At 67.8% G+C, this 20,532-nt stretch carries 17 protein-coding genes; 9 read left to right on the top strand and 8 right to left on the bottom strand.

The features are described from left to right. Positions 1-2: 2 nt before the first annotated feature. Entirely contained in the window at positions 3-710 is a 708-nt protein-coding gene (locus AC13GA_RS12735) for a response regulator (protein ID WP_046984240.1), read from the bottom strand. Between the two features lie 74 nt (positions 711-784). Between AC13GA_RS12735 and AC13GA_RS12730 the strand changes: the two genes are divergently transcribed. Beyond that, positions 785-1,744, top strand: coding sequence for a retropepsin-like aspartic protease (locus tag AC13GA_RS12730; protein WP_482998267.1), 960 nt, complete (start codon positions 785-787; stop codon positions 1,742-1,744). A 27-nt stretch (positions 1,745-1,771) separates the two neighbouring features. On the opposite strand, the gene AC13GA_RS12725 is transcribed toward AC13GA_RS12730, so the two are convergent. Continuing rightward, positions 1,772-2,800 carry an LLM class oxidoreductase gene (locus AC13GA_RS12725; protein WP_482998266.1) on the bottom strand — a complete coding sequence of 343 codons (1,029 nt, stop codon included), beginning with the start codon at positions 2,798-2,800 and terminating at the stop codon, positions 1,772-1,774. Positions 2,801-2,813: 13 nt separating this feature from the next. Beyond that, entirely contained in the window at positions 2,814-3,449 is a 636-nt protein-coding gene (locus AC13GA_RS12720) for a glutathione S-transferase family protein (protein ID WP_482998265.1), read from the bottom strand. Between the two features lie 259 nt (positions 3,450-3,708). Here AC13GA_RS12720 and AC13GA_RS12715 point away from each other — a divergent pair, with 259 nt between their 5' ends. After that, positions 3,709-4,584, top strand: coding sequence for a LysR substrate-binding domain-containing protein (locus tag AC13GA_RS12715; protein ID WP_482998264.1), 876 nt, complete (start codon positions 3,709-3,711; stop codon positions 4,582-4,584). A 30-nt stretch (positions 4,585-4,614) separates the two neighbouring features. Here the strand turns inward: AC13GA_RS12715 and AC13GA_RS12710 are convergent, their stop codons facing one another. From AC13GA_RS12710 to AC13GA_RS12700, 3 genes are all read right to left on the bottom strand, one after another. Beyond that, the gene (locus tag AC13GA_RS12710; protein WP_046984259.1) at positions 4,615-5,226 is read right to left on the bottom strand and encodes a DUF6445 family protein; all 612 of its coding nucleotides are present in this window, start codon (positions 5,224-5,226) and stop codon (positions 4,615-4,617) included. 134 nt (positions 5,227-5,360) lie between these two features. Continuing rightward, the gene (gene groL, locus AC13GA_RS12705) at positions 5,361-7,010 is read right to left on the bottom strand and encodes a chaperonin GroEL (RefSeq protein ID WP_012512251.1); all 1,650 of its coding nucleotides are present in this window, start codon (positions 7,008-7,010) and stop codon (positions 5,361-5,363) included. 83 nt (positions 7,011-7,093) lie between these two features. Further along, positions 7,094-7,381 carry a co-chaperone GroES gene (locus AC13GA_RS12700; RefSeq protein WP_006396661.1) on the bottom strand — a complete coding sequence of 96 codons (288 nt, stop codon included), beginning with the start codon at positions 7,379-7,381 and terminating at the stop codon, positions 7,094-7,096. A gap of 357 nt (positions 7,382-7,738) precedes the next feature. Here AC13GA_RS12700 and AC13GA_RS12695 point away from each other — a divergent pair, with 357 nt between their 5' ends. From AC13GA_RS12695 to AC13GA_RS12675, 5 genes are all read left to right on the top strand, one after another. Continuing rightward, positions 7,739-9,529, top strand: coding sequence for an endonuclease (locus AC13GA_RS12695; protein WP_482998263.1), 1,791 nt, complete (start codon positions 7,739-7,741; stop codon positions 9,527-9,529). Positions 9,530-9,597: 68 nt separating this feature from the next. Then, positions 9,598-9,936, top strand: coding sequence for a divalent-cation tolerance protein CutA (cutA, locus tag AC13GA_RS12690; RefSeq protein ID WP_046984236.1), 339 nt, complete (start codon positions 9,598-9,600; stop codon positions 9,934-9,936). Continuing rightward, positions 9,933-12,317, top strand: coding sequence for a protein-disulfide reductase DsbD family protein (locus AC13GA_RS12685; RefSeq protein WP_136638565.1), 2,385 nt, complete (start codon positions 9,933-9,935; stop codon positions 12,315-12,317). The genes cutA and AC13GA_RS12685 overlap by 4 nt, the downstream gene beginning before the upstream one ends. Further along, a complete protein-coding gene (locus tag AC13GA_RS12680; RefSeq protein ID WP_046987298.1) occupies positions 12,314-12,877 on the top strand; it encodes a redoxin family protein in 564 nt (187 codons plus the stop codon). The genes AC13GA_RS12685 and AC13GA_RS12680 overlap by 4 nt, the downstream gene beginning before the upstream one ends. A 233-nt stretch (positions 12,878-13,110) precedes the next feature. Next, positions 13,111-15,633 (top strand): PepSY domain-containing protein, encoded by a 2,523-nt coding sequence (locus AC13GA_RS12675; RefSeq protein ID WP_482998262.1) that lies wholly within the window; start codon positions 13,111-13,113, stop codon positions 15,631-15,633. 78 nt (positions 15,634-15,711) lie between these two features. Here AC13GA_RS12675 and AC13GA_RS12670 read toward each other — a convergent pair whose 3' ends face one another. Continuing rightward, on the bottom strand, positions 15,712-18,249 hold the full coding sequence (locus AC13GA_RS12670) for a methyl-accepting chemotaxis protein (protein ID WP_482998261.1): 2,538 nt from the start codon (positions 18,247-18,249) through the stop codon (positions 15,712-15,714). 203 nt (positions 18,250-18,452) lie between these two features. On the opposite strand from AC13GA_RS12670, the gene AC13GA_RS12665 reads away from it, so the two are divergent. Next, on the top strand, positions 18,453-19,295 hold the full coding sequence (locus tag AC13GA_RS12665) for an arylamine N-acetyltransferase family protein (RefSeq protein ID WP_482998260.1): 843 nt from the start codon (positions 18,453-18,455) through the stop codon (positions 19,293-19,295). Positions 19,296-19,359: 64 nt separating this feature from the next. Here the strand turns inward: AC13GA_RS12665 and AC13GA_RS12660 are convergent, their stop codons facing one another. Continuing rightward, on the bottom strand, positions 19,360-19,731 hold the full coding sequence (locus tag AC13GA_RS12660) for a VOC family protein (protein ID WP_046987302.1): 372 nt from the start codon (positions 19,729-19,731) through the stop codon (positions 19,360-19,362). An 82-nt stretch (positions 19,732-19,813) separates the two neighbouring features. Between AC13GA_RS12660 and AC13GA_RS12655 the strand changes: the two genes are divergently transcribed. Further along, a complete protein-coding gene (locus tag AC13GA_RS12655; protein WP_337302256.1) occupies positions 19,814-20,530 on the top strand; it encodes a transporter substrate-binding domain-containing protein in 717 nt (238 codons plus the stop codon). Positions 20,531-20,532 lie beyond the last annotated feature (2 nt).

Here is a 20,532-nt window from a genome sequence, read left to right as displayed (position 1 = left end):
ACTCACAGCACCTGGACCTCGGCATTGAAGCGATAGCCTTCGCCGCGCAATGTCTGTACCAGGGCTTCAGCGCCGGGCGCGGCCTGCCCCAGCTTCCGACGCAGGCGGCTGATTGCCAGGTCGATGGCACGATCCACGCTGTCGCTCGGCTCGCCGCGGCTCAGCTGCAGCAGCTGCTCGCGCGCCAGCACCCGCCCGGGACGTTCGGCCAGCACCAGCAGCAGAGAGAACTCACCGCGGCTCAGTACCAGCTCCGCTCCATCCGGCGCGATCAGGCGGCGTTGTTCGGGCAGCAGCCGCCAGCCGGCGAAGCGCAGCTCACTCGCCACCTGGGTGCGCAGCTTGTCCTGCCGGCGCAGCAGCGCACGCACCCTTGCCAGCAGCTCACGCGGGTCGAACGGCTTGGCCAGGTAATCATCCGCGCCCATTTCCAGACCGATCACCCGGTCCGGGGCACTGCCCATCGCCGACAGCATCAGGATCGGGATGGCCCGTGCCTGCAGCCGGCGGCAGACCGACAGGCCATCCTCGCCGGGCATCATCCAGTCGAGGATGATCACATCCGGTCGTTCGGCCTGCAGCAGCATATCCAACGCCATGGCACCGGCCGCCACGCGCACCTGGTAGCCATGCAGCAGCAGGCAGTCGGCGATGGCATCTCGGATGCTGGCGTCGTCATCGACGACGATGACCCGGGCGGGAGCGTTCATGTGCTCAGTATCAGCCAGCTGTGTATCAGGACGGTATCAACGCCGATATTCCCGCGATACGCCCGTGCCCGCCAATGGTCTCTCCACCCTCACTGCTGAGACATCCCGTGCGCCTCACCTTGCTTCCCCTGCTTGCTGCCTCGCTGCCTGCGCTGGCGGCCGATGCTCCCGAACACGTACTGCCGATGTGGATGCAGGGGGGTCATCCAGCCGTGGCTGTCTCGCTGGACGGGCGCGCCGAACCACTGCGTTTCGTGGTCGACAGTGCGGCCGGTGCAACCCTGGTGGATGACCGTGTGGCCCGGCGCTATCGCCTGGAAGACACCGATGCGGCGGTTTCACATGCCCAAGGTGCCAGCGCAAAGGCAGCCGCGCTGCGGAGGATGCGCACCACCTCTTGGCGGCTGGGCAGCTGGCAGCTGCAGGCGAGCGGCACGCAGGCCGACCTGTCCTCGTTGGCGAAGGACGATGAAGCGGCCATTGATGGCCTGGTCGGCAACGACCTGACCGGGCGCTGGGACACGCGCTGGGACTTCGGCCGTGGCGAGCTTGCCTTGTGGGCGCCGGGGCGTCTCGCGCTGGATGGAAACGGCTGCCAGGCCAATGCCCTGCCCGATCGCAGTGCCGGGCTGCGCCAGTTCGGCTTCATCACGCTGGCACTGGGCGAGACCGGTGTGGAGGCCATCGCCGTGGTCGATACCGGCGCGGCGCAGACCGTGCTCAATGCCGAAGCCGCCCGTGCGCTGGGCGTGCGCACCGATGGCAGCGACATCCGCGTGCGGGTACGTGAGAAGGGCACCGAGGGCCTGGGCGGCGGGAAGCAGGCCACCTGGCTGTACACCCTGCCGAGCATGACCAGCGCTGGCTGGCGGCATCCACCGATGGAAGTCCGGATCAGCGAACTGCCCGTGTTCAAGGCGATCGGCCTCGAGACGCGACCCGCGCTGATTCTCGGCGCCGACGCCATGCAGGGTGGGCAGGTGGACATCAGCACCGGGGCGTCACGCATCTGCCTGCGCCGGCCGGCCAGCTGAGCGCCGGCCGACGCCATTCCTACTGCGCTACCAGTCCATCACCCGCGGCGTCGGCCCCGGGTGCGACGGGAACAATGGCAGCACCTCTTCGGCCAGTTCCTGCAGCACCTCATCTGCGGGCCGCTCGGCGAACTGGATGCCCAGCGCGGCATGATTGACGCCTGCCTGCTGCCAGGCCTGCAGCAGCTCTATCAGGCCCTTGCGGCCGGTGCGCAGGGTATAGCCCCCTTGCAGCGGCGTGCGTGGATGATCCGGGTCGTCCACCAGGTCGATCCATTCGTTGGTCATGTGCGGGCGGAAGCCACCATCCGGGATCAGCGCGCGCCAGGCGCCGATCTTCGTGGCCAGCCGCTGCGGACCAGCGTTGTCATGAGTGGCCTCTGGGTAGGTCAGCCAGCCATCGGCATGCTGGCCAATCCACTCCAGCGGCTGGCGTGCGCCACCGGTGACAACCAGCGGAACGCGGCCGTTGACCGTGGGCGGCAGCAACTGCAGGCCCTGTTCGGCCCAGGCATGCGTCATCCGCCCGTCCGCGCCCGGCTGCAGCCAACGCCGCATCTCACCCATCGCGCTGGCGAAGCGCTCACCGCGCGCCGCGTGCTCCAGCCCGTAGGCGGGAAACTCCAGCGGACGATCACCGGAGGCAACGCCCATCACCAGGCGCCCACCGGACAGCTGATCGACAGACGCCGCCGCCTTCGCCAGATCGATCGGATGGCGCAGTGGCAACACCACGCTGCCGGTGGCCAGAGCTACGCGCTGCGTGCGCGCCGCCAGCCACGCAAGGTAGGTGAATGGATCGAACAATTGGCCCGCATCGCCGAACTTCGGGTCGTACAGCGGCACATCACGCACCCACACCGCGGCAAAGCCGTGGCGGTCGATGTCCTCCACCAGCCGCGCCTGGCCCTGCAGCACGGCCATGTCGCCCTGATAGAAGCGCAATGGCAGGTAGATGCCCAGGGTCAGTGCATCGGGGCGGAACATGCGCTGGTAGCCTGGGTGCGTGGCAAAGGCCGGGGCTGACGCGCCCGGCATCACGATGGAGTCGTTCATGAGCGTTGCCTCCTTACGGGCCAGTGGCCGGTTCGGGCAACTGCACGCCGCGCTGTACCGCAGGGCGTGCGGCAACGCGCGCGTACCACGCGCTCAGATGGCGATGCTGCGAGAAATCGATATCGATGATGTGGGCGATATGCAGCCAACCGAAGTGGGCGATGTCGGCGATCGAGTACTGATCACCGGCCAGCCACTCGCGCCCGTGCAGGCGCTGGTCGAGCACGGCGAACAGATCGTCGCTCAACCTGCGATAGCGTTCGATTGCGGCCATGTCGGGCTGTTGTGCGAAGTGCTCGAAGTGCACGCGCTGGCCGAGGATCGGGCCGACGCTGGCGGCATGGAACATCAGCCAGGTCAGTGTCTGCCAGCGTGCAGACGGCTCGGAAGGCAACAACGCGTTGCCCTGCTCGGCCAGGTACATCAGGATCGCCGCGGATTCGAAAATGACGATGCCACGCGCGCGATCCTCCAGCACCGGTATGCGGCCATGCGGATTGAGCTGCAGGAAATCGGGATGTCGGTGCTCGCCCGCGTCGATGCGGACGTGATGCAGGCGATACGGCAGGCCCAGTTCTTCCAGCGCGGTGGTGGCCTTGAAGCCATTGGGCGAGCTGTCGGTGTACAGGTGCAGCGAAGGTTCGTTCATGGGGTTCCTGGACGGCAGGGAGCGACGGCACGCGCCAGCCTTCGATGCACGAGGGCCGACGATGCGGAAACAGGCGCTGCAGCAGCCGTGCAGGCAGTCTAGGAAAGGCCGCCGTGGCGGGGAAACGATGTCTTCTGCACGGGGAGTTGAGCCTGGCTCAACTTGCGCGACGGGTGCGCGACAGCCTGCGCCGCGGTCGATATGCTGTCGCCGCGCGGTGGATGCCGGCGAAGCAACGGGAGAACGGAATGGGGCAGTTTTGCCGCTGCTGGGCCTGCGGGCCTTTGTTGAAACCGGCCGCCACGGCAGCCTGACCGCTGCCGCCGAAGCGATGGGTGTCACGCCCGGCGCGATCAGCCAGCAGCTGCGGCAGCTGCAGGAACGCCTGGGCGTGAACCTGTTCGATCGCACCCGTCATGGCGTGGTGCTCAGCGCGGCGGGCGCGCGCGTGTACCCGGAACTGCTGCTGGCTTTCGAGCAGATCGCACAGAGCCTGCAGGCACTCGAACGCTGGGAAACGCGGCGCACGCTGCGTATCAGCGCCGCACCCAGTTTCGCCGCGCAATGGCTGGCGCCACGCCTGGGTGAATTCAGCGCACTGCAACCGCAGGTGGACGTGCAGCTCGATGCCAGCCCGGCGCTGGCCGACCTGCGCCGCGATGGTGTGGACATCGCGATCCGCCACGGGCTGGGGCGCTACCCCGGACTGCATGCCGAGCATCTGCTGGCGCCGGTGCTGCTGCCAGTGGCCAGCCCTGCGCTGCTGGCCAGCGCGCCCGCCGTGGGCACCGTGCAGGATTGCCTGCAGCTGCCGCTGCTGCAGGATGCCGATCGCAGCGACTGGCGGCTGTGGTTCCAGGCACAGGGCCTGGCGGCCGATGAGCGGCTGGAGCGCGGCCCTGCTTTCGATGACGACCTGTTGCTGATCCGTGCGGCGGTGGCCGGGCAGGGCATCGCGCTGGTACGCGACATCCATGCGGCCGAAGAACTGGCCAACGGGCGCCTGCAGGTGGTGATCGACCAGCCATGGCCGCAGGCCTTCGCCTACTACGCAGTGACGCGCGCCGATGCAGATGGCAATCCGGCGCTGCCTGCCTTCCTGGCGTGGTTGCGCGCAGCGCTGCAGGGCCAGTAGATCCACGCCATGCGTGGATGATTCCCCCGCTTACCGCGCCTGCTCGAAGAACATCAGGTACACCAGCCGGCCGTTCTCCGGCCGGTCGCCGAACGCCGGCCCGGCGGTGTGCCAGAACCAGGGCCGCAGCAGCACCAGCCGGTTGAAGCGCATCGGAATGCGCATCGTCATCTCCCACTGGCTGTCGTCGATGCTGTCGCGCTCGATGATGTCGCGATGCATGTCGCCGCCATTGGCATAGCCCAATGCGGCCAGCTCGCTGGCATCCAGGGCCATCCGTTCGGTGTTGGTGCGGCGGTGACGGAAGAACTCGGTGCCGCCCTCGCAGTGCTCCGGCGCGCTCAGGTAGAGGATGCCGGACCAGTGAGAGTGGTCTGTGTGCACTTTCGCGCGGCCGACATCCCCGGCCAGGGTCAGACGGAACTTGCCGTGCGACTGCAGTGGGTTGACCGGTCGCAATGGTTCATTGACCAGCCGCGACGCAGCTCCGGACAGGCCGTCCAGCTCCAGCCGCTCCAGGGAGTTGCGGCCGGGGAATGCGCCTTCCTGTGCCGGATAGGTCAGGCCCAGCGCCGCCTGGCGCAGGCCGTGCGCATCGGCGGGAGAAAGGAAGTCGTCAACGACGATGAACGAGGTAGGCATGGACGCCGAGCGTAGCGATGCGTTGACGCGGCGGCAACCGGGCAACGAAAAACCCCGCCTTGCGGCGGGGTCTTTCACAGCAGCAGAGAAGCGTGCCGGCCCAAGGCCGGCCGCTTCCGGTGCAGCACAGGACCTTAGAAGTCCATGCCGCCCATGCCACCCATGCCGCCCATGCCACCGGCGCCACCCATGGCCGGCTCGTCCTTCTTCGGAGCTTCGGCAACCATGGCTTCGGTGGTGATCATCAGGCCAGCGATCGAGGCTGCGTTCTGCAGCGCCGAACGGGTCACCTTGGTCGGGTCCAGGATGCCGAACTGCAGCATGTCACCGAACTCGCCGGTGGCGGCGTTGTAGCCGAAGCTGCCGGTGCCTTCCTTGACCTTGTTGACGATGACCGACGGCTCTTCGCCGGCGTTGGCAACGATCTCGCGCAGCGGGGCTTCCATCGCGCGCAGGGCGATCTGGATGCCGTGGTTCTGGTCTTCGTTGGCACCCTTCAGGCCAGCCAGCGCGGAGACCGCACGGACCAGGGCAACGCCGCCGCCCGGGACCACGCCTTCTTCAACGGCTGCACGGGTGGCGTGCAGGGCGTCGTCGACGCGATCCTTCTTTTCCTTCATTTCGATTTCGGTCGAGGCACCGACCTTGATCACGGCAACGCCACCGGCCAGCTTGGCCACGCGTTCCTGCAGCTTCTCGCGGTCGTAATCCGAGGAGGTGTCCTGGATCTGGGTCTTGATCTGCGCAACGCGCGAATCGACCGCAGCCTTGTCACCCACGCCATCGATGATGGTGGTGTTTTCCTTGGAAACCTGCACCTTCTTGGCGCGGCCCAGGTCCTTGATGGTGGCCTTTTCCAGCGACAGGCCCACTTCTTCGGAGATCACGGTGCCGCCGGTCAGCACGGCCATGTCTTCCAGCATCGCCTTGCGACGGTCGCCGAAGCCCGGAGCCTTGACGGCCACGACCTTGACGATGCCACGGATGGTGTTGACCACCAGGGTCGCCAGCGCTTCGCCTTCGACTTCTTCAGCGACGATCAGCAGCGGCTTGCCGGCCTTGGCGACGCCTTCCAGCACCGGCAGCAGGTCACGGACGTTGGAGATCTTCTTGTCGTGCAGCAGGATGAACGGGTCATCCAGATCAGCGGTCTGCGACTGCTGGTTGTTGATGAAGTACGGGGACAGGTAGCCGCGGTCGAACTGCATGCCCTTGACCACGTCCAGCTCGTTGTCCAGGCCCGAGCCCTCTTCAACGGTGATCACGCCTTCCTTGCCGACTTCCTTCATCGCGTCAGCGATGATCTGGCCGATCGACTCGTCCGAGTTGGCCGAGATGGTGCCGACCTGGGCGATCGCCTTGTCGTCAGCGGTCGGCTTGGAGATGCTCTTCAGCTCGTTGACGGCGGCCACGACGGCCTTGTCGATACCGCGCTTGAGGTCCATCGGGTTCATGCCGGCGGCAACAGCCTTGGCACCTTCGCGAATCAGGGCCTGGGCCAGCACGGTGGCGGTGGTGGTGCCGTCGCCAGCGTCGTCGTTGGTGCGGGAAGCAACTTCCTTCACCATCTGCGCGCCCATGTTCTCGAACTTGTCAGCCAGTTCGATTTCCTTGGCGACGGAGACGCCGTCCTTGGTGATGGTCGGAGCGCCGAAGCTCTTTTCCAGCACGACGTTGCGGCCCTTCGGGCCCAGGGTGGCCTTGACGGCATTGGCGAGAACGTTGACGCCGCGCACCATGCGCGAACGGGCGTCTTCACCGAAACGAATATCCTTGGCAGCCATTGCAGTTACCTCTTTGGTAGCGCCGGGCGATGCCCGGCGGCTGGGAATTGGAGATCAGGGGATGAAGCAGGTCGCGCCGAAGCTCAGCCGATGACGGCGAGCACGTCGTCTTCGCGCAGGACCTTGTACTCGACGCCTTCGCTCTTGTACGAGCTGCCGGCGTACTGGCCGTAGATGACCTTGTCACCGACCTTCAGCGACGGAGCGCGCACGCTGCCGTTGTCCAGCGGCTTGCCCGGGCCCACGGCCACGACTTCACCCTTGGTGGACTTTTCCTTGGCCGAATCCGGGATCACGATGCCACCGGCGGAGATTTCGTCGGCTTCGATCGGCTTGACCACAACGCGGTCGTGCAGCGGCTTGATGCTCATGAGAGACCTCTTAAGTTATTGATTGGTCTGAAAAAGTCTGGCGATGTTAGCACTCACCCAAGGTGACTGCCAGCATTGCTCGCGAAAAAGCCCGACGAATCGGGAGCAGGACAGAGATGGAGCTGGCCCCGGGCCTTTCAAGGCCGATCCCGCAAAAAAATTCACCGCCCGGCAAAGCCGCACCCAGGTGCTGCGTGAAGGCGGGGTTCCGCGTGCAACGCGACAAGCGGATGCCCGCAACCCTCGACATTTGGTGATACGCGTCGCACTGTCAGATATCTGACGTTCATTTACGACAAAGTGTCACTGGATCGGCCTTAGGCTCGGCCGCGCATTCCCAATCACAAGGAGTAGTCGATGCGATTGCTGTCCCCGCTTGCCGCTGCCTGCCTGCTGGCACTGGCCGCCGCGCCGGCCCAGGCCGAGGTCTTCATCAACGAACTGCACTACGACGACAGCACCGCCGCCGGCGACGTCGGCGAAGCGATCGAGGTCGTGGCCACCGCCGGTGAGGATCTGTCCGGCTACCGCCTGTACCTCTACAACGGCAGCAATCCGTCGGCCGCCACGGTCTACGCCAACAATCCGGTTCCCGCCGGTACCGCTGCAGGCTGCGGCAGCGCCAGCATCGCCGTGGTCACCTACCCCACCAACGGCCTGCAGAACGGCCCGAACGATGGCATTGCCCTGGTCGACGCCAGCGGCAAGGTGGTCCAGTTCCTCAGCTACGAGGGTGCCATCACAGCGTCCGGCGGGCCCGCGGCCGGCATGACCAGCCAGAACATTCCGGTGGCCGAGACCAACAGCACGGCCCCGGGCACCTCGCTGCAGCTGACCGGCAGTGGCAGCCAGTACGCCCACTTCACCTGGGCCGAGTCGGCCAGGCAGACCTTCGGCAGCTGCAACAACGGCCAGACCTTCAGTGGTGGCGGCACCCCGGGCCCGAACACGCCGCCGTCGGTGTCCACCACCACCCCGGCCCAGGGCAGCAGCACCTTCCCCGCCGCCGCCGACCTGGAAGTGGTGTTCAGCGAGACGGTGAACCTGGCCAGCGGCGCGTTCGCCCTGAGCTGCGGCACTTCCGGCAGCGTACCGCTGACTTTCCCGTCCAGCGGCCGCAGCGTGAAGCTGTCCACCAACACTGCGCTGGTGGCCGGTGAAGCCTGCCGCTTCGACATCCGCGCCGCGCGCATCACCGACCTGCAGGGCGCACACCCGGCCGCCGACAGCCGCATCGCCTTCGCCGTGGCCAGCACCGGTGGCAATCCGGACCCGGGCAACCCGGGCGTGCCGGCCGGTTACTACTCCAAGGTCAACACCAGCAGCCCCAGCCAGCTGCGCTGTTCGCTGCACGCCACCATCAAGGGCCACACCGCCTACTCGTACAGCGGCTCGGGCACCAGCACCTGGACCATTCTGGAGATCGCCGACGAGGATCCGAACAACAGCGGCAGGATCCTGGATGCGTACCGCAACCGCAGCTACGCCAAGGGGACCGATCGCGCCGGCAGCGGCGGCGGCCTGAAGTACAACCGCGAGCACACCTGGCCGAACTCGCTGGGCTTTGCCAGCACCACCGGCGACAAGGGCCTGCCGTACGCGCCGTACACCGACACCCACATGCTGTACCTCACCGACGCGCAGTGGAACGCCGACCGCGGCAACAAGCCGTTCGGCAAGTGCGACGCCAACTGCGGCGAGCGTGCCACCGAGGCCAACAACGGCCAGGGCGGCGGCAGCGGTGGCTATCCGGGCAATTCGAACTGGGTACGCACCCCGGACGGCAACGGCGGCACCTTTGAAGTGTGGGGTGCACGCAAGGGCGACATGGCGCGTGCGGTGCTGTACATGGCCATCCGCTACGAGGGCGGCAAGGATGCGGCCACCGGCCAGTCCGAGCCGGACCTGGAGCTGACCGACGACCGCAGCAAGATCGTCAAGACCAGCAGTTCGCCGGCCTACATGGGCCTGTTGTCGACGTTGATCGACTGGCACCTGGCCGACCCGCCGAGCGCTGCGGAACGCGCCCGCAATGACGTGATCTACAGCTTCCAGGGCAACCGCAACCCGTTCATCGACCATCCCGAATGGGCCACCCCCGCCCTGTTCACCTCGGCCAAGCCGGCCACCTGCCAGCTGGCCAACTGACCGCGCAACGCAGCGGTCCATTGCCGCCGCCGGGCCCTGACCCGGCGGCGGCCCTATACTCGACGGTCATGTCGACCGTCGATCCCGTCCTGTTGCTGTTGACCACCTGCCCGGACCGGGCCAGTGCCGAGCGCATCGCGCACGCGCTGGTTGGCGAGCGCCTGGCCGCGTGCGTCACACGACTGGAGGGCGCGCAGTCGACCTACCGCTGGCAGGGCGAGGTCACCACCGACACCGAACTGCAGTTGCTGGTGAAGACCACCGCGAGCCGCGTCGATGACGCAATCGCCCGGGTCGTCGAACTGCATCCGTATGAACTCCCGGAGTGCATCGCGGTCGAAACCCGGGCCGGCCTGCCGGCGTATCTGGACTGGATCCGGGCACAGACCCGGGAGGACACTGATTGAAGACTTTGTTTGCGCGTGGCGCCGCCCTGTGCGCCCTGTTGTGGCTCTCGCTGCCGGCCTTCGCGCTGGATGAGAAGGACCTGCTGCCGGTGGACCAGGCGTTCGCGCTGACCGCGACCGCCCCCGAACGCGGCCAGGTGCAGCTGCAGTTCAAGATCGCACCGGGCTATTACCTGTATCGCCACCGCACCAGCGTCAAGGCCGACCCGGCCTTCAACGCAGGCGCGCTGCAGATGCCCAAGGGCGACAAGCACCACGACGATTTCTTCGGCGAGGTTGAAACCTATCGCGAGCGGCTGCAGGCCACCCTGCCCGGCGCACCGACCGATGCAGCCGGCACCATCAGCCTGGAAGTGCGTTACCAGGGCTGCGCCGACGCCGGTGTCTGCTATCCGCCGCAGAAGCGCGTGGTGCAGGTCACCCTGCCCGGCGGCGGTGCACAGGCGGCGGCCCCGGCCGCACGCCCCGGTGCGGCCAGCCCGTTCAACAACCCGCTGGCCGGTGCCGGCAACAGCGGCGGCCTGCGCCTGCCGGGTGCGGCCAGCAACAGCCAGGCGCTGCCACTGCCGTCGGAGCAGGCATTCGGCTTCGATGCCATTGCCAGCGATGGCAACACCCTGCTGCTGCGCTTCAGCCCGGCGCCGGGCTACTACCTGTATCGCGACCGCACCTCGCTGAAGCTCGAAGGCAGCGCCGGCGTGCTGGCCGACAAGCTGCGATGGCCGGCCGCTCAGTCGCATCGCGACGAGCACTTCGGCGATGTCTCGGTGTATTTCAACCAGGTGGAGGTGCCGCTGCCGCTGCGCCGCTCTGTCGCCGACGCGGTCGACAGCACCCTGGTGGTGACCTTCCAGGGCTGCCAGACCGACGGCATCTGCTACCCGCCGATGACGCGACGGGTGAAGCTGTCGATCCCGGCCGGCAGGATCAACGCCAGCGCCAACCAGGCGCCGCCGCGCAGCGAGGTGATCAGCCCGCTGCCGACCGCCACCGGTGCTCCGCGCGAGGCTGCCAATGGCGCGCCGCTGCGCCTGCTGCCGACCGTGCCCAACGCCGATGCCGGCACGCCGGCCGGCGCTGGCAGTGCCGCCGCTGACAACGCGTTCGCCGCCGACGCGCGCGGCGACAACGCCATGCGCACGCGCCCGCCAGCGGCCACGCCGAACCCGGACCGTTCGTTCCTGTGGGTCCTGCTGCTCGCCCTGGCCGGCGGCCTGGTGCTGAACCTGATGCCGTGCGTGCTGCCGATCCTGTCGCTGAAGGTACTCGGCCTGGCACAGAGCGGTGAAAGCCCGCAGCGCGCGCGCAGCCATGCGCTCTGGTACACGCTGGGCGTGCTGGTTGCGTTCGCGGTGATCGGTGCGTTGATGGTCGGCCTGCGCGCGATCGGCAACGCGGTCGGCATCGGCTTCCAGCTGCAGCACCCGGGCGTGGTGGCCGCACTGGCCTACGTCATGTTCGCAGTGGGCCTGAGCCTGTCCGGGGTGTTCACCCTCGGCGGTGGCCTCGGCAACCTCGGCCAGTCGCTGGCCAGCCGCAGCGGCCCGGCCGGGGACTTCTTCACCGGTGCGCTGGCCTGCGTGGTCGGCAGTGCCTGCGTCGGCCCGTTCATGGGCGGTGCGGTGGCCTATGCGTTCATCGCGACGCCACTGCAGGCGATGACCGTGTTCCTGTTCCTCGGCCTCGGCCTGGCCCTGCCGTTCCTGCTGATCGGCTTCGTGCCGGCGCTGGCACGCCGCCTGCCCAAGCCGGGCCCGTGGATGGAAACGCTCAAGCACGTGCTGGCTTTCCCGATGTATGCCACCGCGCTATGGCTGCTGTGGGTGCTGGGCAAGCAGCGCGGCGTGGACGGCATGTCGCTGGTGCTGGGTGGCCTGCTGCTGTTCGCTTTCGGTCTGTGGCTGTTCGAACGCAACCGCTGGACCGGCCCGCGTGCCGTTGCCCTGCTGGGCGTGCTGCTGGCCATCGCCGCACTGGTGCCGGCCTGGGGCGTCACCCAGCTGGCACCGCCAGCGCGCGCCGCACAGGCGGCCAGCGACAACGTGGTCGAATACTCGCCGCAGCTGCTGGACCGCCTGCGCGCCGACAAGCGCGTGGTGTTCGTCAACATGACCGCCGACTGGTGCGTGAGCTGCAAGGCCAACGAGCGCGCTGTGCTGTCGCGGCCGGAGTTCAAGGAACTGCTCAAGCGCACCAATGCGGTGTACATGCGCGGTGACTACACCAATGTGGACCCGCAGATCACCACGTTCCTGGAAGAGCACAAGGCCGTGGGCGTGCCGCTGTACGTGGTGTACGGCCCCGGCGCGCCGCCGACCGTGCTGCCGACCCTGCTGACCCAGGCGGTGGTCGAGGAAGCGCTGCTGCGCACCGCACGATGAAATGGCAACGGCCAGCGCTGCTGTGGACAGCGGTGCTGGCCGCCGGCCTCGGCCTGTGGGCCGGGTACCGGCTGGCACCAACGCCGGCTGCACCTGCCGCAGCGCCGGCCGCTTCCCCTGCAGCCCCCGCGACGCCTGCGCTGCAGGTGGGTGACCCACTGCCTGCACTGACGCTGCCGGATCTCGAGGGCCGACCGCTCGACCTGCGCCAGCGCTTCGCCGGTCGCCCGCTGCTGATCAATGTCTGGGCCAGCTGGTGCGCCCCCTGCGTGGAAGAGATGCCGGAGCTGGCACGCTTTGCCCATACCCAGGGCAGCGAAGGCGTGCAGGTGCTGGGCCTGGCATTGGATACGCCGGAAGACGTGCGCCGCTTCCTGCAGCAGGTACCGGTGGACTACCCGATCGTGATCGAGACCCCGGGCCCGCGCGATGCCAGCGTGCAGCTGGGCAATACGCAGGGACTGCTGCCCTACAGCGTGCTGTTCGACGCACAGGGGCGATTGCAGAAGGCGAAGCTGGGACCGTTCACCCACGGCGAGATCGACAGCTGGGTGAAGTGAGGGTCTTGGCAGGGTTGCACCCTGCACCCGCGGTAGTGCCGGCCGCTGGCCGGCAACCTCAGAAACAACAGCCAAGGCAACAGCAACAGCGGGCTTTCCGAGGGGTGCCGGGCGCCGCCCGGCCGATACCCCCTGCTTGACCACAGGCAGGGCGCCACGGAGAATTCCGCGACTAATTCTCATTTGCTGTTGCGCAGGATGCGGGCGGCAGCCTTCCAGGCCCTCCTCCTTCGATGTTCAAGAACGTCCTGTTCCAACTGCACTGGCTGCTGGGCATCACCGCTGGTGCCGTACTGGCCGTTATGGGCCTCAGCGGCGCCGTGCTGTCCTTCGAGGACGAACTGCTGCGTGCCGCCAATCCCGGATTCGCCGCGATCGCCGAGCACCATGCCGACGGCCAGCCACCGCTGGCGTTGAGCGAGCTGATGCCTTTGCTCCAGGCAGGAAGCGAGCGCCCCCTGCAGCGCCTGCGGATCGACGCCACCGGCCAGCGGCCCTCGGTGGCGCGGTTTGCCGGAGGCAAGGAACACTGGGTGTACTTCGATCCGTACAGCGGCGAGCGCTTCAGTGCCCTGCGCGGGCAGGCCTTCTTCGACTTCATCGAAGACCTGCATCGGCACCTCGCTGCCGGCGAGCGGGGCAAATGGATCACCGGCAGCTGTGCGATCGCGCTGCTGTTCTTCACCCTCTCCGGTCTGTACCTGCGCTGGCCCCGGCGCTGGTGGCACTGGCGCAGCTGGTTGGCGGTGGAGTGGAAGCGCAGCGGCCGTGGCTTCCTGTGGAGCCTGCACTCGGTGGTCGGCACCTGGGTGCTGCTGATCTACCTGATGAGTGCGTTGACCGGCCTGTGGTGGTCGTTCGACTGGTACCGCAGCGCCGCCAACACGCTGCTGGGCGTGGCGCCGGCAGCGAAGCACAAGGTCGCCGCCGACGCGGCACTGGACCTGGATCGCATCGAGGCCACGCTGTATGCGTTGCCGGGCGTGCGCACCGGGTACATCGACCTGCGCCTGCCGGAGAAGCCCGGGCAGCCACTCAATGTACGCGTGATGGCCGGTGATCCGGCGCGGCGCGGTGGCCACCACGATCGTGCACATGACCTGCTGCAGCTCGATCCGGCCAGCGGTGCGATCCTCGATGCCCGTCCGTATGCACGCCAGGGCGCCGGCGGACAGCTGGCCACCAGCGTGTTCGCGCTGCATTCGGGAAGTTACTTCGGTGCACCCGGGCGCGTGGTGGTGATGCTCAGCAGTCTGGGCATGAGCCTGTTCTTCATCACCGGCTGGATGCTGTACCTGGACCGCCGCCGCAGCCAGCGCGCCGCGCGCGGGCTTCGCCAGTCGCTGCCGGTAGCCACTGACGATGGCAGCAACCTACCCTGGCTTGTGGTGCATGCCAGCCAGAGCGGGCTGGGCGAGCAGCTGGCCTGGCGCGCGGCGGCGCTGTTGCAGGCCGCCGGACATGCGGTGCAGGTGCTGCCATTGGCCCGCGTCGACGGCTCACAGCTACAGCAAACCGTGCAGGCCCTGTTCGTGCTCAGCACCTTTGGCGACGGCGAACCACCGGATGCGGCGCGACGCGCTTCGCGACTGCTGCTCGCGCAGCGCGTGGACCTGTCGGGCCTGCAGTTCGCCCTGCTCGCGCTGGGTGATCGCCAGTACCCGCACTACTGCGGTTTCGGCCGCCAGGTCGATGCCTGGCTGATCGGCAACGGCGCGCGCCCGCTGTTCGAGCGCATCGATGTCGATGCTGCCTCGGTACCGTCCCTGCGCCAGTGGCAGCAGCAGCTGGGCGCGTTGACCGGCATCACCACCGATGACAGCGTGCTGCCGGCTGCCACGCAGATGCATGACTGGCGCCTGCTCGGCCGCGACCGCCTCAATCCTGGCAGCATCGGTGGCGCGATCTGGCGTATCCGTCTTGCCGCGCCCGCCAAGGTGCGGTGGCAGGCCGGTGACATCCTGCATATCGCACCCCGCCACAATGCAGGGCACGCCAGTGCAGTGCTGAAGGCGCATGGGCTGGACCCACTGCAACCACTGCTGGTGGAAGGCAACCCGCGCACGCTGTTGGCCCTGGCCAGCGAGCGCGAGCTACCCGATGCAGACGCCGCGCTGGCGGTGCAGGATGCCTGCCTGTGGCTGCGCGGACTGCCGTTGCTGCCCGGCCGCGAGTACTCGATCGCCTCGTGCACGGATGACGGCGCAGTGGAACTGGTGGTGCGCCTGGTACATGACGCCTCCGGTCGGGCTGGACTGGGTTCGGGGTGGCTGTCACTGCATGCACCGATCGGTGCCAGCATCGTCGCCCGCGTACATCGCAATCCCGGCTTCCACCGCGTGCCGGGTGCACCGATGGTGCTGGTCGGCAACGGTACTGGCATCGCTGGCCTGCGCAGCCTGTTGCGCGAAGCCGCCCATGCTGGCGAGCACGGGCATTGGCTGCTGTTTGGCGAACGCCAGTGCGCGCACGACTTCCTGTTTGCCGAAGAAATCGAGGCCTGGCAGGCCGATGGCCATCTGTCGCGGGTGGACCTGGCGTTCTCGCGCGATGGCGACGGTGGCTACGTGCAGGATCGACTGCACGCCGCAGCCGATGCGCTGCACGAGTGGATGCAGCGTGGCGCGGTGATCCATGTCTGCGGTTCGCTGCAGGGCATGGCCGAAGGCGTGGACCAGGTGCTGCGCGCTGCGCTGGGCGATGACGCAGTGGAGACGCTGTTGGAAAGCGGGCGCTACCGGCGCGACGTGTATTGAGCCATCCCGCCGGGCATGGCCCGGCGCTACCGTTTCAATCTGCCTCGGCTAGCGCCGGGCCGTACTCGGCGACCGCGGTCATGCCGCGCGTGCGGCCTGCAGCGCCGGCTGCAGCTGGAACGCCCCCACCGCTTCTGCCAAGGCATGCACCTGCGCCTGCATCTGCGCAGTCGAGGCGCCGGCCTCTTCCACCAGGCTGGCGTTGCGCTGGATACTGGCTTCCATCTGCACGATGGTCTGGTTCACCTGCGCGATGCCGGCATGCTGGTCCTGGGACGCGCTGCGAATGCCGGCCAACAGCTCGGCCAGCTGCTGCACGCTGCCGACGATCTCGCCCATCGTGGTGCCGGCCTGTTCGGCCTGCTGGTTGCCCTGCCCGACACGCGCCACCGAATCCTCGATCAACCCCTTGATCTGCTTGGCCGCCTCGGCGCTGCGCTGTGCCAGCAGGCGCACTTCGGCGGCCACCACGGCGAAGCTGCGACCCTGCTCTCCGGCGCGCGCCGCTTCCACCGCCGCGTTGAGCGCGAGGATGTTGGTCTGGAAGGCGATGCCATCGATCAACTGAGTGATGTCACCGATGCGTCGAGACGCCTCGCTGATGCCATGCATGGTTGCCACCACTTGGCCGACCGCCTCACCGCCGCGCTGGGCCACTGCCGCCGCGCCCTGGACAAGTGCATCAGCGCGGCCTGCGGCATCGGCGTTGCGGCCGACCGTATCGGTCAGTTCATGCATCGATGCTGCAGTCTCTTCCAGGTTGGCCGCCTGCTGCTCGGTGCGCTGTGACAGGTCGTGGTGACCGGCGACGATTTCGCCAACACCCGTATCGAGGCTGGACGTAGCCTGCTGGATGCGGGTGACGATGCGGCCCAGCTGCGCGACGGTGGTATTGGCATCGTCACGCATGCGCGCGAACACGCCCTGCAGCTCACCTTCCATGCGCACGCTGAGATCGCCGCGTGCCAGTGCCGCCAGCAATGCCTGTAGATCGCCGAGGTTGGTCTCGAAGGTCACCAGAAGCCGGTTGATGCTGGTCGACAGCGTACGCACGAAGCCTTGCTTGCCGTCCAGTGCAATACGTCCGTGCAGGTCACCGTGTGCGGCGGCATCGACCAGGGCTGCCACCTCGGTTTCCAGCAGGGTTTCCAGCGCGCGGCTGCGCCATTCCACCGCGACACCAAGGAAATGGCCCTCGTCGATGATGGCGTTGGCGATCAACTGGTAGCGCACGCCGGCGTGGCCGATCTCGCGCTCCTCGCGCTGGCGCACGCCGGCCAGGCTGGCCAGCGCCGGGTGCAGGCGCACCGCGTCACCGCCCACCAGGTCTTCGGCCTGCAGATCCAGCAGCTGCAGCAGCGCAGGGTTGGCATACGCCACCTGGCCTTCGGCATCGACCACCATCAAGCCGGTCTGTGCGCTGTCCAAGGCCTGTCGCACGCGGGTATTGCCGCGCGCTACCGCCCGCTCGGTTTCGATACGCGCGCGCAGGCGCTGCTGCATGTGGACCAGGCGCTGGGCCAGCTGGCCGATCTCGTCGTTGGCGTTGTACACACGCAGCATGGTGTCCAGGCGGTCTTCGGCAATGTCGCTGGCGAAGCGCAGGGTGTCCTGGATCGGCTGGCGTACCGCGCGCAGCACCAGTATCAGGCTGGTGATCAGCACACCGGCGACCAGCAGCAGGGTCACTGCGAACAGCACGCTCATGGTGCGTGCACCGGCCTGCTGGCGCGCCTGTGCCTTGCCCAGCGCGGCGACCTGGGCCTGCTGGAAGGCGCTCAGCGCCGGTGCGACGCTGGCCGCGGTGTCCAGCAGCGACTGTGCTTCCACATCCAGGCCAACGCGGGCGGCGGTATAGCCCAGCAACGCGACCTGATAGGCCTCCATGCCGTTGCGAAGGGCATCCTGCGCATCGGTCGGCAGGCCCACCAGCCCGAGATCGAATGGCAGTTTCTCTTCGCTCGCACGGTCGGCATGGGTGGAGTCGCCATCGAGCAGCAGCAGTGCTTCCTGCCAGCGCATCTTCTGCAGGGACAGCGCCAACGACGGCCGCTGCAGCGCATCCACCTGCGCCTGCAGGGTGTCAGCGGCCTGCTGCAGCTGCGCGGCAAGGCCGGCATCGCCACGACCCATCTCATCGACGCGTTCGAACAGGGCGGCCACACCCTGCGAGAACGCGCCGGCGGCTTCGGTCAGCGCCTGCAGCGCCTTGCGCCGTCCGGCATCCATCGGCATCGCGCGCAGCGCCTGAAGATCGGCCTGCAGCGCCTTCTGCGTCGCCAGCAGCTGCGCGCGGTCGGCATCATCGAAACTGCGTGCATACTGGGTCTGCAGACGACGCGCTTCGGCCACCCGTGTGGACAGGCTGGCAGCCAGATCGCTGCCACGCTGGTAGCTGGCCTGGCTGCGCGCGGCCAGGGAGTTGGCATGGCCGGTCCACGCGTAGACGGCGGCGATCGCCACCAGGCCCAGGCCACAGACCCACAGGGTCGCCTTGAGCTTGTCGGCCACGCTGAGCCGGTGCGGCTGCAGCCACAGCAGCAGGCCGGGGGACGCCGAGCGCAACGCGGCAAGCCGCATGCGCAGGGACCGGAGGTGGGGGACGACGGCCGACATGACAGACTCCAGGCGAAAGGACGCACCTGTATCGGCTGGATATGGGGCAACTTTAGGTTTTTTTTGGTTCAGTCCCACCGATTGCTGGCGGACGCGGCCTTTGTACCCGGCATAGGCGACGGGGGGATGACACCCGCGCAGTGCTTGACCTCAACCCCGGTTGGGGGAACACAGTGGACCTCCCTCCCCCGACCGGTGGCCGCATGACGACGCTCGATGTCCCCCGCTACCTGCAGCGCCTGCAGTTGGATGCACCGCCACCGCCAACGCTGGCTGGCCTGACCCTGCTGCAGCAGCGCCACAACGCGCTGCTGCCATTCGAAACCCTCAGCTGCCTGCTGCGCGATGCAGTGCCGATCGACCTGGACAGCGTGCAGCGCAAACTGCTCGATGAACGTCGTGGCGGCTACTGCTTCGAACTCAACGGCGGCCTGCTGGCGCTGCTGCAGGCGCTGGGCTTCGATGCGCAGCCGCTGAGCGCGCGCGTTCTACTGGCGGCACGGGACGGCGAGCTCACGGCGCGCACCCACCTGCTGCTGCGCGTGCACGTGGACGGTGACGAATGGCTGGTGGACGCCGGCTTCGGCAGCCTGACCCCGACCGTACCTCTGCGCCTGCAGGGTGCGCAGCCGCAGGCAACGCCGCACGAACGCTATCTGCTGCAGCGGCTGCCCGGCGACGGAGACTTCGTGCTCTCCGCCGAGTCCAACGATGGTTGGCGGGCGATGTATCGCTTCGACCTGCAGTCACCGGCCCCGATCGACAACGTGGTGGGCAATTGGTACGTGTGCACCCATCCGGATTCGAGCTTCCCCGGCCAGCTGCGTGCGTCGCTGACCGGACCGGACTGGCGCCGCACCATTGGTAGCGGCAACTACACCGAGTACCGGCCCGGGCAGGCACCGGACAAGCGCCCGTTGCACGATGTCGGCGATGTGCGCGAGGTGCTGCAGCAGCGCTTCGGCATGCTGCTGCCGAACGACCCGCGGCTGGACCCGGCGATCAACGAATGGTTGCAGCGCTCGCGGGCCGCGCCCCACTTGTAGCGGCGAGCCATGCTCGACTGGTGCATTGACGGCGCGACCAGCAGCAGCCGAGCATGGCTCGACTCTACAGAATCGCGCGCGCCTGCAACGCAATGCGGTTGCCTTCGCTGTCGCGGATCTCGGCCACGCGCCAGTCACCGGCATCAGCGGGGCCGAAACACAGTTCGGCTCCAACCTGCAAGGCTCGCTCGAGGCTGGCATCAAGGTCATCGACCCCGATGTAGATGCGCGCGCCCTGTTCTGACGGCCGGTAGTCCGCCCCCTGCACCAGCGCCATGCTGGCCCCTGCCGCTTCATCGCCGAACGGCAGGTAGGCCATCCGGCAATCGTGCAGCAGGATCGGTTCGTCCACCTGCACCTGCAACCACTGCTGGTAGAAGGTGATGGCACGGGCCAGGTCACTGGCTGGGATCTCGACATGCAGGATCGGATTCATCCGCGCAGGATAACCGGACGCTGACGCTGCCTGCGCAGCAGCACTGGCATGCTGGACGCCCCCCTGTTCCGCGGAGCCCTGCATGTCCCTGGCCGATCATCGAAGCACACTGGCACCGCGAGGCTTTCTGCGCGTAGCGATCAACCTGGGCAACCCAGTGCTGGCGCAGGGTGATGCCCGTTCACCGCGTGGCCCTTCACTGGAGCTGGCCACAGCGATGGCGCAGCGGATGGGCGTGCAGGCCCGTTTCACCTGCCACGACGCTGCGGCGTCGGTGGTCGCCGCAGCGGCCGAAGATGCATGGGACCTGGCCTTCCTGGCCATCGATCCGGCGCGGGCCGACCGCATCGCCTTCAGTGCCCCATACGTGGAGATCGAAGGCACCTACCTGGTGCGCGAGGACAGCCCCTCGCAACAGGTGGCCGACCTGGACCGCGACGGACTGCGCATCGCGGTCGGCCGCGGTGCGGCCTACGACCTGTTTCTCAGCCGCGAACTGCGCCACGCCATGATCGAGCGGGCAGAGACGTCGGCGGCGGCGATCACCCTGTTCGAGCAGCGGCGCCTGGATGCCGCCGCCGGCGTGCGCCAGCCGCTGGAAGCCTGGGCACAGATCCATCCTGGCCACCGCGTGCTGGCTGACCGCTTCACCGCGATCCAGCAGGCGGTGGCAGCGCCGGCCTCCCGCCCGGCCGACGCGCTGAGGGCGTTGTTCGAGGAAGTGGAGGCGATCAAGGCCGGCCCGTTGCTGGCTGAAGCCTTCGCCCGTGCCGGGCAGGCGGTCACGCTGGTGCGATGATT

It is taken from the genome of Stenotrophomonas sp. 22DLJC03 (genome assembly GCF_056861405.1).
Note: the sequence above shows the minus strand (reverse complement) of the source record. Positions and strands in the feature narration are given on the sequence as shown.

Excerpts from the sequence above, each read along its gene's own strand:
- AC13GA_RS12665 (WP_482998260.1), top strand. The coding sequence starts at position 18,453 with ATGACGACGCTCGATGTCCCCCGCTACCTGCAGCGCCTGCAGTTGGAT.
- AC13GA_RS12670 (WP_482998261.1), bottom strand. The coding sequence starts at position 18,249 with ATGTCGGCCGTCGTCCCCCACCTCCGGTCCCTGCGCATGCGGCTTGCC.
- AC13GA_RS12660 (WP_046987302.1), bottom strand. The coding sequence starts at position 19,731 with ATGAATCCGATCCTGCATGTCGAGATCCCAGCCAGTGACCTGGCCCGT.
- AC13GA_RS12710 (WP_046984259.1), bottom strand. The coding sequence starts at position 5,226 with ATGCCTACCTCGTTCATCGTCGTTGACGACTTCCTTTCTCCCGCCGAT.
- AC13GA_RS12675 (WP_482998262.1), top strand. The coding sequence starts at position 13,111 with ATGTTCAAGAACGTCCTGTTCCAACTGCACTGGCTGCTGGGCATCACC.
- AC13GA_RS12735 (WP_046984240.1), bottom strand. The coding sequence starts at position 710 with ATGAACGCTCCCGCCCGGGTCATCGTCGTCGATGACGACGCCAGCATC.
- AC13GA_RS12700 (WP_006396661.1), bottom strand. The coding sequence starts at position 7,381 with ATGAGCATCAAGCCGCTGCACGACCGCGTTGTGGTCAAGCCGATCGAA.
- AC13GA_RS12695 (WP_482998263.1), top strand. The coding sequence starts at position 7,739 with ATGCGATTGCTGTCCCCGCTTGCCGCTGCCTGCCTGCTGGCACTGGCC.
- AC13GA_RS12725 (WP_482998266.1), bottom strand. The coding sequence starts at position 2,800 with ATGAACGACTCCATCGTGATGCCGGGCGCGTCAGCCCCGGCCTTTGCC.
- AC13GA_RS12655 (WP_337302256.1), top strand. The coding sequence starts at position 19,814 with ATGTCCCTGGCCGATCATCGAAGCACACTGGCACCGCGAGGCTTTCTG.
- AC13GA_RS12720 (WP_482998265.1), bottom strand. The coding sequence starts at position 3,449 with ATGAACGAACCTTCGCTGCACCTGTACACCGACAGCTCGCCCAATGGC.
- groL (WP_012512251.1), bottom strand. The coding sequence starts at position 7,010 with ATGGCTGCCAAGGATATTCGTTTCGGTGAAGACGCCCGTTCGCGCATG.
- AC13GA_RS12680 (WP_046987298.1), top strand. The coding sequence starts at position 12,314 with ATGAAATGGCAACGGCCAGCGCTGCTGTGGACAGCGGTGCTGGCCGCC.
- cutA (WP_046984236.1), top strand. The coding sequence starts at position 9,598 with ATGTCGACCGTCGATCCCGTCCTGTTGCTGTTGACCACCTGCCCGGAC.
- AC13GA_RS12730 (WP_482998267.1), top strand. The coding sequence starts at position 785 with ATGGTCTCTCCACCCTCACTGCTGAGACATCCCGTGCGCCTCACCTTG.